The 12560-nt window shown below is 38.0% G+C and carries 12 protein-coding genes; 4 read left to right on the forward strand and 8 right to left on the reverse strand.

The window, feature by feature from the left end; translation table 11 throughout:
• Positions 1–428 precede the first annotated feature (428 nt).
• The 3 genes from BUR11_RS16810 to BUR11_RS16820 all read left to right on the forward strand — a co-directional run bounded on the left by BUR11_RS16810 (position 429) and on the right by BUR11_RS16820 (position 3669).
• Positions 429–1724 carry an ammonium transporter gene (locus BUR11_RS16810; protein ID WP_143186081.1) on the forward strand — a complete coding sequence of 432 codons (1296 nt, stop codon included), beginning with the start codon at positions 429–431 and terminating at the stop codon, positions 1722–1724.
• A 97-nt stretch (positions 1725–1821) separates the two neighbouring features.
• The gene (locus BUR11_RS16815; RefSeq protein WP_074226192.1) at positions 1822–3009 is read left to right on the forward strand and encodes a porin; all 1188 of its coding nucleotides are present in this window, start codon (positions 1822–1824) and stop codon (positions 3007–3009) included.
• 300 nt (positions 3010–3309) lie between these two features.
• On the forward strand, positions 3310–3669 hold the full coding sequence (locus BUR11_RS16820; RefSeq protein ID WP_074226193.1) for a hypothetical protein: 360 nt from the start codon (positions 3310–3312) through the stop codon (positions 3667–3669).
• Between the two features lie 35 nt (positions 3670–3704).
• On the opposite strand, the gene BUR11_RS16825 is transcribed toward BUR11_RS16820, so the two are convergent.
• Together BUR11_RS16825 and dnaK are read right to left on the reverse strand one after the other, a co-directional pair.
• Positions 3705–4079, reverse strand: coding sequence for a co-chaperone GroES (locus BUR11_RS16825; protein WP_074226194.1), 375 nt, complete (start codon positions 4077–4079; stop codon positions 3705–3707).
• A gap of 78 nt (positions 4080–4157) precedes the next feature.
• On the reverse strand, positions 4158–6077 hold the full coding sequence (gene dnaK / locus BUR11_RS16830; RefSeq protein WP_074226195.1) for a molecular chaperone DnaK: 1920 nt from the start codon (positions 6075–6077) through the stop codon (positions 4158–4160).
• Positions 6078–6515: 438 nt separating this feature from the next.
• On the opposite strand from dnaK, the gene BUR11_RS16835 reads away from it, so the two are divergent.
• Complete coding sequence (locus BUR11_RS16835) at positions 6516–7325, forward strand: MOSC domain-containing protein (protein ID WP_074226196.1); 810 nt, start codon at positions 6516–6518, stop codon at positions 7323–7325.
• 52 nt (positions 7326–7377) lie between these two features.
• On the opposite strand, the gene hemE is transcribed toward BUR11_RS16835, so the two are convergent.
• The 6 genes from hemE to BUR11_RS16865 form a co-directional block, all read right to left on the reverse strand.
• Positions 7378–8403, reverse strand: a complete 1026-nt coding sequence (gene hemE, locus BUR11_RS16840) for a uroporphyrinogen decarboxylase (RefSeq protein WP_074226197.1) — start codon at positions 8401–8403, stop codon at positions 7378–7380.
• Between the two features lie 117 nt (positions 8404–8520).
• Entirely contained in the window at positions 8521–9051 is a 531-nt protein-coding gene (locus BUR11_RS16845; protein WP_074226589.1) for a hypothetical protein, read from the reverse strand.
• A 5-nt stretch (positions 9052–9056) separates the two neighbouring features.
• Complete coding sequence (locus BUR11_RS16850; RefSeq protein WP_074226198.1) at positions 9057–9566, reverse strand: hypothetical protein; 510 nt, start codon at positions 9564–9566, stop codon at positions 9057–9059.
• 70 nt (positions 9567–9636) lie between these two features.
• Positions 9637–10161 carry a hypothetical protein gene (locus BUR11_RS16855; protein WP_074226199.1) on the reverse strand — a complete coding sequence of 175 codons (525 nt, stop codon included), beginning with the start codon at positions 10159–10161 and terminating at the stop codon, positions 9637–9639.
• Between the two features lie 2 nt (positions 10162–10163).
• Positions 10164–10748, reverse strand: coding sequence for a hypothetical protein (locus BUR11_RS16860; protein WP_074226200.1), 585 nt, complete (start codon positions 10746–10748; stop codon positions 10164–10166).
• Between the two features lie 33 nt (positions 10749–10781).
• Positions 10782–12554: an ABC transporter ATP-binding protein gene (locus BUR11_RS16865; RefSeq protein ID WP_074226201.1), complete on the reverse strand. Its 1773-nt coding sequence runs from the start codon at positions 12552–12554 to the stop codon at positions 10782–10784.
• Between the last annotated feature and the right edge of the window lie 6 nt (positions 12555–12560).

The raw sequence follows: 12560 nt of genomic DNA on the forward strand, positions 1-12560 counted from the left end.
TAGTTTTTGTGGTTGATCGGTTAAAAAAAAATGTAAAAAGTGAATTTTTATATTTTTTGTAAAACGAGAGAAATATATTAAAATATTGTTTTTTATATTTTTTTAAAATAAAATATTGTTTTTATAGCTAAAAAATTAACAATATTCCAAAACCCTGTTTTAGAAATCGTTTTCGAAGAATAAAGCGCATATTTTCCAAATATTATTCTTTTACCCTATAGGGTGTAAAAAACATTGAAAACAAGGTATTTTTTGCAAAATCATTAAAAAAAGGCTCAAAAATCACCCAACTATCTTACTAAATATGTCATTTTTTGAAAATGTCAATTTGTTTTATTGGTATTAATCTGTTTACATTCGATTTGAGAATTCTCTTCAAACCTATATTAAATTCTGAAAATCAATTCAAAATTTCTATAAAACCTATGATGTATTTCGCACCCCTGTTGGCCCAAGATGCGGCCGCGACAATGGATGTTTCTGCGACCTTAACGCAAAACATCCTCACTACAAACAATGTTTGGATGATGCTTTCTACAGCTCTCGTGTTCATTATGCACTTGGGCTTCGCAGGCGTTGAAGCTGGTTTTGGTCAAGCCAAAAACACAGTAAACATCCTTTTCAAGAATACGATTACTCCGATTCTTGGAATTTTGACCTATGCAGTAGCAGGGTTCTATTTAATGTATCCAGGATTTGAGACTCCAGGATGGTTTGGATTTGATGCTTCAGGCTGGAGCATGTTTTGGTTTTCTCCTGGAGATGCCGATGTGACTGCGGATTATGCTGATGCAGGGTATACTTACTGGACAGATTTCTTGTTCCAAGCAATGTTTGCTGCAACAGCTGCTACTATTGTGTCTGGTGCCATTGCTGAGCGTGTGAAGCTTTGGGCTTATTTGGTCTTTACCTTATTCTTTGTAGGAATTGTTTATCCTATTATCGGAAGTTGGAAATGGGGAGGTGGTGCTCTTGATGCAATGGGCTTCTATGATTTTGCAGGTAGTACTTTGGTTCACTCTGTTGGAGGATGGGGTGCATTGGCAGGTGTGATCCTTGTAGGTCCAAGAATCGGTAAATATGTAAATGGAAAAACAGTAGATAAGCCAGGTGCTTCTGTTCCATTAGCTGTTATTGGTGTTTTCCTTCTTTGGTTAGGATGGTTTGGGTTTAATGGAGGCTCCGTGCTTTCAGCTGATCCGGCTTTAGTGTCTTTTGTTTTGGTGACAACATGTCTTGCAGCTTGTGCTGGTGGCATGGGAGGTTTCCTTGCAGGATACTTTGTGTTCAAAAGATTGGACCTTGGGATGGTTTTGAACGGAGTGCTTGCTGGCCTAGTTGGTATTACGGCAGGTGCTGATGTGATCAATCCTGGATCAGCGGTTATTGTAGGTTTTATTGCTGGAATTTTGGTAGTACTTTCTGCAGTATTATTAGACCGTTTAAAATTAGATGATGTAGTTGGAGCTGTATCCGTTCACTTAACTTGTGGTGTTTGGGGTACTTTAGCAGTTGGTATTTTTTCTACAAATCCAGAGCATTCATTTATTACACAATTGATCGGCGTGTTGATTTGCGGTGCAACAGCATTTATTTCTGCTTTCATCATCTTCTATGTACTAAAAGTTACCGTAGGTATCAGAGTTTCTGAAGAGCATGAGAAAAGTGGTCTTGATTCTCATGAACATGGTATTCGTGGATATACTATCGTTTACGACGAATAAAAAAAAGCCTTCGATCGGAAAAAAACGCGACTCTCTTTCCGGTCCCGAAGGCCTGTATGGTCAACTATCTATTTATTAACCAACATTTAAAATTAAAATGAAAAATATTAATCTACTAATATTGGCAGGGATGTTCTTTGTCTCTACTGTAAGTTTTGGACAGGATGTAATTATTGTGGAAGAAGAAAAAGAGCCATCTAAATTCTCTTTTTCAGGTTCTGTAGACGCTTATTTCAGAACTAACTTTGGTGCGCCTAATAAAGGCGAGAATTTTCAGGCTCCTGCCTCATCTTTTGGTAACCTTCCTGGATTTTCTCTAGGTATGGCAAATATTATTGCTACCTATGAGGGAGAAAAAGTAGGTGCTGTTGCAGACTTGGTATTTGGTCCAAGAGGTGAAGATGCTGTTTTCGGTTCTCCACTATATGCAGGAGGCATGGCGGGTAGTTCTCAAATTATTAACCAATTGTATGTATACTGGAATGTGTCTGATGCAGTCACCTTGACCTTTGGTAACTTCAATACATTCTTAGGGTATGAAGTGATTTCCCCAACAGGGAATTTCAACTACTCTACTTCTTACATGTTCTCTTACGGTCCATTTTCTCATACTGGTTTGAAAGCAGATTTCGCTCTATCTGAAAAATGGTCTTTAATGGCTTCAGTGATGAATCCGACAGATATTACGGAATTCAATCCCTTCGGAACTTATACATTTGGAGCTCAACTAGGTTATAGTACTGGGTCGGGCAGCACGTTTTTGAATTTTGTTTACGGGGACAATGATGGAAAATTGATCAACAATGGAGATCTTATCCCGGGTCAAGTTTCCTATGGAAATACCTTTCAGGTGGACTTGACAACAGGTTTTGATTTATCAGACGTTTGGTATCTTGGAGTAAATACTACCTATAACTCTACAAGTGGAGGAGAAGAGTTTGATGGGGCAGATATATTCTCTCTAGAAGATAATAATGCAGGGTTTTATGGATTTGCGGGTTATTTACAGGCTTCTGCTTCCGAGAATTTTGCAATTGGTCTTAGAGGAGAGTATTTTAGTGTATTCAACAATGGGTTAGAAGGTGTAGTAGGAACAGATCCAGATGGAGATGGAAATGTATTTGCTTTAACTCTTTCAGGAAATGCGAAGATTGGAAATAACTTAACCTTGATTCCAGAAATTAGATTAGATACTATGAGTGAGGAAGATTATTTCCTTAATAAAGATCTAGCAGGAAGTAAAAGTTTGTCATCATTTCTGTTGGCAGCAGTATTTGCTTTCTAAAAAATAAACAGGGTCTATTGTCAATAAAGCCGGGGTGATTTTCACTCCGGTTTTTTTGTTTTATGGATAAAATCTGGGTCATAGAGGGTAGAATAATACCTTCTATTTGTATAAGTTAGATTGAAAGATAAAAAATCGGTTGTTTTTAAAACGAAATATAATAAAAGAATTGACTGGTTGGTTTGGTTAATATTGAAATATAATTTTTGATTATGGTCAATTTCGTGTAAAATATATTGTTGGATTGAAACAAAAAGATTGGTTTTGAGTATATTATTTGAAATCAACCAATGTAGATCGATGAAAAGACCGTTTTTAATTATAGCGGCCATGTTTATTGCTGTTGCATCTTATTCACAGAGTGTTACAGGCCCTAAAGCAAAAAATGCGAAAGTATCAGATAGGACCAGGAATTCAATACAAGTAGTGTACTACGATCAACCAGAATCTTTAAAAGGCCCCCAAGCTAAAAATGCTAAAGTTTGGGAAAGGGCAGGAGCTACATCTAAGGTTTATACCAGAAAGAACGTTGACAACCCTAAAGGCTTAAAAGCGAAGAACAGAAAAGTTTGGGAAGATCCAGAATTATCTGTTACAGGTTCGAAAGCTAGTTACATATTACCAAAGTCCATGCGGCCTAAAAAGTTTTGGTGGCATTAATAAAAAAACGAAAGCCCGGTTTAGCCGGGCTTTTTTTATAGCTCTTGTTCTCTTTCTAGCATTAGTATAGAACTTTGTGGGACAACATGATATTTTTCACCTCCATAAATCACCTCAAAAGATCCATTTAATAGGAAAATTGCCAAATCCCCTTCTTTAGCTTGAAGCGGGACATACTTAATGGGTTCTTCTTTATCCATCCAAGGTTCAGGGTCTTCAGTGGGCATTGGGATTGGATAGCCTGGCCCTGTTTTGATGATGTATCCTTGTTGGACTTTCTCTTTTTCCTGAACACCAGGCGGGAGATATAAGCCTGAACCGGTTTTTTCATTTGGTTTCTTTAGCTTAATCAAAACTCTGTCCCCTACGACGATCAGGTTTTTTAATTTATTGTCAGCTGTCAGTTCCATTTCTTAAAATCTAGTATAAACAAATAACGGCACCTGTTAGCTATAACAGATGCCGTATCTAGTTGGTTTAGACGAAAATTACTTCTTGTCTTCGCTAACTTCTTCGTAATCTACATCAGAAACTCCATCTCCAGAAGTTCCTTCATCTGTACCCGCTGAGGCATCAGGACCTGGTTGAGCTCCTTCTGCACCCGCAGCATTATACATTTCTTGTGAAGCAGCTTCCCATGCCTTATTCAAGCCTTCTATAGCTGGATCTAGACCTTCTACATTTTGAGACTGATGAGCAGCCTTCAAAGTTTCTAGCGCTGAATTAATGGCAGTTTTGTTTCCTTCGGAAAGCTTATCTCCATATTCTTTCAATTGCTTCTCAGTCTGGAAGATTAAGCTGTCAGCTTGATTCAATTTTTCAATCTTCTCTTTTTCAGCTTTATCTGCAGCAGCATTTGCTTCAGCTTCATTTTTCATTCTGTCAATTTCCTCTTGAGAAAGTCCAGATGAAGCTTCAATTTTGATCTTTTGCTCTTTACCAGTTCCTTTATCTTTTGCAGACACATTTAGAATACCGTTGGCATCAATATCAAAGGTTACTTCGATTTGTGGAACACCTCTTTGAGCTGGCGGGATATCAGTAAGTTGGAATCTACCAATTGTTCTGTTGTCTTTAGCCATTGGTCTTTCACCTTGAAGGACGTGGATATCTACCGCTGGCTGATTGTCAGCAGCTGTAGAGAACACTTCTGATTTCTTGGTTGGGATCGTGGTGTTAGATTCGATCAATTTGGTGAATACTCCACCCATTGTTTCGATTCCTAAAGAAAGAGGGGTCACATCAAGTAGCAACACATCTTTTACTTCACCAGTCAATACACCACCTTGGATTGCAGCTCCAATTGCTACCACCTCATCAGGGTTTACTCCTTTAGAAGGTTTCTTGCCAAAGAACTTCTCAACTTCTTCTTGGATTTTAGGAATTCTTGTAGATCCACCTACCAAGATAACTTCATCAATGTCAGATGGACTTAATCCAGCATCATCCAATGCTTTTTTACAAGGCTCCATAGATCTTCTTACAAGATCTTCAGAAAGTTGCTCAAATTTTGCTCTGCTTAGAGTTCTTACCAAGTGCTTAGGACCTGATTGAGTCGCTGTGATATATGGCAAGTTGATCTCTGTAGATGAAGAACTTGAAAGTTCGATTTTAGCTTTCTCAGCAGCTTCTTTCAATCTCTGAAGTGCCATTGGATCTTGTCTTAGATCAATTTGCTCTTCGCTTTTAAATTCATCTGCTAACCAGTTGATAATTACTTGGTCGAAGTCGTCTCCACCTAAGTGAACATCACCGTTGGTAGACTTCACTTCGAAAACACCGTCACCAAGTTCCAAGACTGAAATATCAAATGTACCACCACCAAGGTCATACACGGCAATTTTCATGTCTTGATTCTTTTTATCCATACCATAAGCCAATGCAGCAGCAGTAGGCTCGTTGATAATTCTTTTTACTTCAAGGCCTGCAATCTGTCCAGCTTCTTTCGTAGCCTGACGCTCAGAGTCATTAAAATATGCAGGTACGGTAATTACTGCTTCAGTAACTTCTTGTCCCAAAAAGTCTTCTGCAGTGGTCTTCATTTTTTGAAGAATCATTGCGGAAAGCTCTTGAGGAGTATAAGATCTGTCACCGATTTTAACTACAATCGTGTCGTTTGATCCTTTTTCGACTTTATAAGAGGCATGTTTTTTCTCTTCAGAAACTTCAGAGAATTTTTTACCCATAAATCTTTTTACAGATGAAATCGTATTAGCAGGGTTAGTGATTGCTTGACGTTTTGCAGGATCACCTACTTTGCGTTCTCCGTTTCCATTGTCAAGAAAAGCCACAATTGATGGAGTGGTTCTTCTCCCTTCGCTGTTTTGGATGACTACAGGCTCATTACCCTCCATTACGGCTACGCAGGAGTTGGTGGTACCCAAGTCAATGCCGATAATTTTTCCCATAATTATATCTATTTAAGTTTTTTCAAATTATTACAAGCTCCTTTCTTCAAGGGATGTGCCATTGCAAAAAACTAAGGGATTTGTGTCAGTTTGTCAGAATTGTTGGCAGTGCCAATTCTGATTTTTTACAGAAGTGTCACTATGAATAGATAAATCTTCCAATTATGACAGATTCTTCATTTTTATGAATTCATGTTGCAACCTTTTTCTAGACAAGTGCATCTATTTAATAGAATGAAGAACTTTTTTAAGGGAAATAAGGAGCGATTAAGGTGGATTTTGGTGTTTTTGATTGGAACAGTTTTGATCCAATTGAATGCTCAGTTTGATATTATACCTTTTTGCTGGCAGTTTTTTAAATCCAATATTTCTGGCTTTTCTATTGGAAAATATTTGGGATAAACTGTTCTTTCCTAGAGAACTCCCTTATTTTTAAGGATGCAATTAAATCTCGCAATTCAGGATATTTATATTTATCCAATTAAATCCTTGGGAGGAGTTCGTGTAGAAGAAGCTTGGGTAGAGGAAAGAGGTTTTCTTCATGATAGAAGGTGGATGCTAGTAGCACCAGATGGAACATTTATTACCCAAAGAAAGCATCCCCAATTAGCACTTCTTCAAGTCGTATTGGCAAAAGAGGCTTTACTGGTTTTTGATAAAAATGACAGAGCAAGTCAGATTAGAATCCCCTTTGATAAATCTACTTCAGAGCAAATGGAAGTAACTGTATGGGATGATGTGATGATTGCTGAAAAGGTAGGGGTCGAATATGATAAATGGTTTCAAAAGAAATTGGGCATGAAGGTGTTTTTGGTAAAAATGCCACAAACTACCCAAAGAAAGGTAGATCCTAAATATGCCAAAAATGGAGAAATAGTAAGCTTTGCAGATGGAATGCCCTACTTGTTGATCGGTCAGTCTTCTTTACAGGAACTTAATTCCAAATTAAATGACCCGGTACCCATGGATCGATTTAGACCTAATATTGTTTTTTCTGGAGGAAGGGCTTTTTGCGAAGATGAAATGAATTCTATACGGATAGGAGAGGTGGAGTTTGGTATTATTAAGCCTTGCGCTAGATGTGTACTGACTACCGTGGATCAGGAAACTGGAAAGAAAGGAAAGGAACCTCTCGCTACTTTAGCAAGTTTTCGTACCAAAAACAATAAAATATTATTCGGTCAAAATATGGTGGCCTTAAGTTTGGGTAAAGTAAAAGTGGGAGACTCGCTTATTGTAATGGAATAACATAAAGAAGCCCAACTCATTTTTTGAATTGGGCTTTCTCTAGTTAGTCTGTTTATTTAAAATCTTTGACTGTCTGGATAAAGACTTTGACCATTTCTGGGTCTATATCCGGATAAACACCATGTCCTAAATTAGCAATATGTCTGGATCCACGGAACTGTTCCATCATATCCAAAGTAGCAGCTCTTACTTGTTCCGGGTTGCCATACAATGCAGCAGGATCTAGGTTGCCTTGAAGGGTTTTATTCGCTCCTATTAGTTTTCTGGATTCCTCAATCCCCATATTCCAGTCAAGACCAATCGTCTCACAATTTAAATTGCCCATTTCTTCTCTTGCGAAGAATGCACCTTTTGCAAATACGGTAACTGGAACCTCCGTAATAGCATCGCAAATCTGAGAGATGTAGAGATGGGAGAATTCTTCATATTGTTTAGGTCCTAAGATTCCGGCCCAACTGTCAAACACCTGAATTAAATCTGCTCCCGCTTTTACTTGAGCTTGCAGATAATTGATGGTGCTGTCGGTAATCATTTGCAAAAGTTCATGCGAAAATGAAGGTTGGGTATAGAGCATTTGTCTTGCTTTAGAAAATGTCTTGCTACCACTACCTTCTACCATGTAGGCAAAAATAGTCCATGGAGCCCCTGCAAATCCAATCAAAGGAACACGGCCATTGAGGTTTTTCTTAGTGATTTCAATTGCTTTGATCACGTAACTCAAATCGTTGGCACCATCTGCAATCCTTAATTTCTTTAGATCTGCTGTGCTATTGACTGTGTTGGAAAACCAAGGTCCTCGTTTTTCCACCATTTCATAAGGAAGTCCCATTGCTTCGGGGATCACTAAGATGTCTGAAAAAATAATGGCAGCATCTACCCCTAAATGGTCCACAGGCTGAATAGTGACTTCAGCAGCCAATTCCGGTGTTTGTGCTAATTCAATAAACCCGCTGACACTTTCTCTGACAGCTCTATATTCTGGTAGTATTCTACCCGCTTGGCGCATTAACCAAACTGGGGTTCTTTCAACTGGTTCCCCTTTGGCAGCACGTAGCAGAAGATCATTTTTTAATTGCATGCCGCAAAGATAACAGCCAATTTAAATTTGGCATCGAAAAATGTTGACATAAAAAAAACAGGATCTCTGTAAAACATAAATCCTGTCTGTGGTAATCTGTTGGTTTAGAGTAATAGTTTAATTTTTTGAGTCAATTCTGATGAAGTCGGACTCTTCAATGTTCAGCATTTTCATAGTGTTTTCATAGTCAGAATAATCGATTCTTCCAGATGGAAAATCAGAAGGAAGGACAACAACTCTGAAAATTTGTCCATCTGTCCATTCAGGTCCAAGCAATGAATAGTTAAGCGGGCCATCCAAGAATATAGAAAAATCACTGATAGTATAGTCGAAATTAAAAATCAAAACACCTTCTTCGAAGAAATAGTTTTGAGGAAGAATTCTCCATACATCTCTTCCATTATCTATTCCAGAAAGTCTATAAACTAATACTGCATCACTTTCAATTAAGTCTTCCGGAAACTCAAATAGGTCAGCGTAATCATTTGATTCGGTAAAGTCAATTTCCACTTCATAGGTTGTCCCTAATATATTTATTCCTGGCTCACCTTCTGGACCCATGGGGCCTTCTGGGCCTATCGGACCTTCACATGCTTGGAAGGTGATTAGTCCAATAAAGAAAAATAGGTATTTAACAGTTCGATTCATTTTCATTAAAGATTATTTGTTGAAGGAGAGATTAAAATATTAATTGACACTTCATATGACCCTTTTGGAGTCAGATATAAAATTTTACCAGTTCCAATTATTTTATCTTTTGTGACAACTATTGTGCCTTTTTCACCTTGATTTCCATATCCAATATTTATTAGCACTCTTTCGTAGGTTGAATCAGAACCGCGAGGTCCGTTTGAAGTCCTTATATTTACCCATTTTGAAACGAGAAACTTAAAATCAAGTGTTGAATCTACAATTGTATTGGAGTTATCATATTCATAAACTCTTTCTTGTTCTATTTCAATTACATAATCCTGTTCATTACTTGAAATATAAACTAAGGAAGGGATTATTTTATATGTTGGAAGTTGGACACCTCTAATTGTATACTCCACATTATTTAAATAATCAGAAGAAGACTGACTATAACCTTTAAAGGATAAAAGAACAAAAAGTCCAAGAATGGCAGTTAATTTTCTAATTTTTATGTGGTTTAGTTGGAACATAGTTCTTTTCACGGCAATAACTGTGCTGGGGTTGGTGAAATTATTGACCGATCTTTGTTAAAAAAACTAATTAGTTGATTGATTGGATGGGAGCAATTACCTGAACTTCGGATTTTGATACGATTTTATCGATGAAGACCCCAGTTAACTGAATGTCATGCTGGAGGGCATATTCTTTCAATTTTTTCTGTACCGTTGTGGGGTTGGGCATCACCCATTTGTTGCTTTTAATAGAAGCTAACAAGAAGCTAGTTTCCTTGAAATCCATTACTTCAAAGTCTTCAATGGGTAATTTTTGATCAATCCCAATAAACACTTCCATAGTATCTAGCTTCCCTGCAGGTTCACTGTAATAAATGGTATGCAAGGAGCTTCCCGGATGCAAACCTTTTTGGGCTTCTACACTTTTAAAAGCTCTCTCTAACACGGGATCCTGTGGAGTTCCTCGAAAATGAATGCCTACTAAGGTAGGAGGGTGGTTCTCAATTACACTAATTTCTATAGGAGTGTTTCCTCCCAATTGATCAAAGCCCCAATAGCCAGCAATAATAATAGCTACTAATGCAATGGCTCCTATGCCAATTTTCTTGCTCATGGTTAGAATAGGTAACGGACTCCGATCCCGCCTTGGGCTTTCATGTGTCCAACTCTGTCTAATAACTCCAGAAAAAGGCCAAATTCCGCAAAGACATTCATAGGAAGGTCTGAGAAATAATATTCAGAACCTATAAATGCCTCGGGTCCAAAGTCTACATTCGTTCGGTTTTCCGTTCTAAGATTTCCATTGGAAACCTGATTTACCTCATAGCTGTAATTCACCTTGGTAGTTCTCAATTGAATACCCGCCCCACCATAGGCCAATAAATACCCTTGAGTGATTCCAAAACTATCTGTAAAATCCTCATGATAGGCAGATCTGACGTTGAAAGAAACGCCTTTTGAAACGGAATGACCTATGTAAAAGGCATTGGATGCAGGCGGGTTACTTTCAAAATCCTTCTGATAATAACTTGCACCGTTGACTCCAGCGCTTCCTATCATTCCTTCAATAGAAATGTAATCACTGATAAAGTCCTTGTAGGTGATGGATAAAGGTTCTCCAAGTCGAATTCCTACTCCTCTTTCTTGAGCTAAACTGATGAATGGGATAAATAGAATGAGTGCTAAAACTTTTAATTTCACAGGGTAATCTTTTTTATTGGTTTAGTGATCGGCTTAAATAGCCATTGTTTTCAATTGCATCTGGTGAAGCTGAGTATAGTGCCCTCCCAGTTCAAGTAATTCAGTATGGGTGCCGGTTTCCACGATTTCACCTTTGTTTAAGACAATAATTTTATCTGCTTTTTGAATGGTAGAAAGACGGTGGGCGATGACAATGGAAGTTCTTCCTTTCATCATCTTATCGATCGATTCCTGAATCAATTCTTCTGTTTCTGTATCCACAGAGGAAGTAGCCTCATCAAGAATGATGATTTCTGGATTATATACCATCGCTCGGACAAAGGAGATTAATTGTCTTTGACCCACAGATAAAGTAGCTCCTCTTTCCATTACATTGTAATCCAAGCCTCCTGGAAGTCTTTCGATGAATTTTCTTGCACCTACTTGTTCTGCTGCATCCATGACTTGTTCTCTGGAAATGGAAGGATTTCCCAAAGTGATATTATAATAGATGGTGTCAGAAAACAGAAACACATCTTGCAATACCACTCCGATATGCTTACGTAAAATTCCTAAGTCAAAATCACGAATATCTTTCCCATCAATGGAGATAACTCCTTCATTGATTTCATAAAAACGAGAAATCAGGTTGATTATTGAGGATTTACCCGCTCCGGTAGCACCAACTAAGGCAACTGTCTGTCCGCTTTTAACTTCAAAATTGATGTCTTTTAAAACATACTCATCATTATTGTAGGCAAACCATACATGCTCCAAACTGATATTTCCTTTTACCGACTCGGGTTTAAGTTCTCCTTCATTGGCGATATGCTCATCACTTTCCAAAAGTTTGAATATTCTAGATGAACTGACCACACCCATTTGAAGGGTATTAAAGCGATCAGCGATCATTCTAATGGGGCGGAAAAAGAGTTGTAAATACATGATAAAGGAAATCAAGATTCCAACTTGTAAATCCATTCCTAAAACTCCAACTGCTCCATACCATACGACCAAGCCGATTCCAATGGCCTGGATAATCTCTGCTACCGGAAAATAAATAGAGTAGTAAAGAACTGATTTGATATGGGCCGTCCGATGCTCTTTATTGATTGACTTGAATTTTTCAAACTCCCGATCTTCTCTATTAAAAATCTGAACGATATTCATCCCCGTGATGTGTTCTTGCAGAAAGGAATTGAGGTTGGAAACAGCATTCCGAACATCATTGAAAGTGACCTTGATTTTCTCCTTAAATATATAAGTGGAGATAATCATCAATGGAAGAGTGCATAAACTGACTAAAGTCAATTTCCAGTCAATATAAAACATTACTCCAAGTATGGTCACGAGTTGAAGTAGGTCACCAATAATTGCTGCCAATCCTTCGCTAAAAACATCTGCCAATGTTTCGATATCCGAAACATTACGGGTAACCAATCTCCCTATTGGGGTGTTATCGAAAAACTTAAGGCGTAATTTCAATAAGTGCTTATAGAGATTGACCCGAATGTCTTTGATAATTACCTGGCCAATCCATCCCGAATAAAAGGTATGTGCCCATTGGACTACCGCTTGAAGGATCATTAATCCCACCAAAACATAAATGATATTCAATAAACCAGGAGCATCCCCTTTGGCTACATAATCGTCTATGGCAACCTGAATGAAATAAGGTCTGGTCGGTGCCAACGCGGCCATTGCAATGGTCAAAAACACCAGGAAATAAAATTGTGCTCGGTACGGCTTGACATGACTGTAAAGCTGCTTAAGTACTTGGGTGTCTACAATTTCACCGGATGACTGCTTTTCTTTTTCTAGGCTCAAAATTTC

The organism is Algoriphagus halophilus (genome assembly GCF_900129785.1).
Classification (GTDB): domain Bacteria; phylum Bacteroidota; class Bacteroidia; order Cytophagales; family Cyclobacteriaceae; genus Algoriphagus; species Algoriphagus halophilus.

What these genes read in the sequence shown, in the direction of transcription:
- BUR11_RS16815 (WP_074226192.1), top strand. Translation starts at nt 1,822, where the DNA reads ATGAAAAATATTAATCTACTAATATTGGCAGGGATGTTCTTTGTCTCT.
- BUR11_RS16845 (WP_074226589.1), bottom strand. Translation starts at nt 9,051, where the DNA reads ATGAATCGAACTGTTAAATACCTATTTTTCTTTATTGGACTAATCACC.
- BUR11_RS16835 (WP_074226196.1), top strand. Translation starts at nt 6,516, where the DNA reads ATGCAATTAAATCTCGCAATTCAGGATATTTATATTTATCCAATTAAA.
- BUR11_RS16825 (WP_074226194.1), bottom strand. Translation starts at nt 4,079, where the DNA reads ATGGAACTGACAGCTGACAATAAATTAAAAAACCTGATCGTCGTAGGG.
- BUR11_RS16810 (WP_143186081.1), top strand. Translation starts at nt 429, where the DNA reads ATGTATTTCGCACCCCTGTTGGCCCAAGATGCGGCCGCGACAATGGAT.
- BUR11_RS16820 (WP_074226193.1), top strand. Translation starts at nt 3,310, where the DNA reads ATGAAAAGACCGTTTTTAATTATAGCGGCCATGTTTATTGCTGTTGCA.
- dnaK (WP_074226195.1), bottom strand. Translation starts at nt 6,077, where the DNA reads ATGGGAAAAATTATCGGCATTGACTTGGGTACCACCAACTCCTGCGTA.
- BUR11_RS16850 (WP_074226198.1), bottom strand. Translation starts at nt 9,566, where the DNA reads ATGTTCCAACTAAACCACATAAAAATTAGAAAATTAACTGCCATTCTT.
- BUR11_RS16855 (WP_074226199.1), bottom strand. Translation starts at nt 10,161, where the DNA reads ATGAGCAAGAAAATTGGCATAGGAGCCATTGCATTAGTAGCTATTATT.
- hemE (WP_074226197.1), bottom strand. Translation starts at nt 8,403, where the DNA reads ATGCAATTAAAAAATGATCTTCTGCTACGTGCTGCCAAAGGGGAACCA.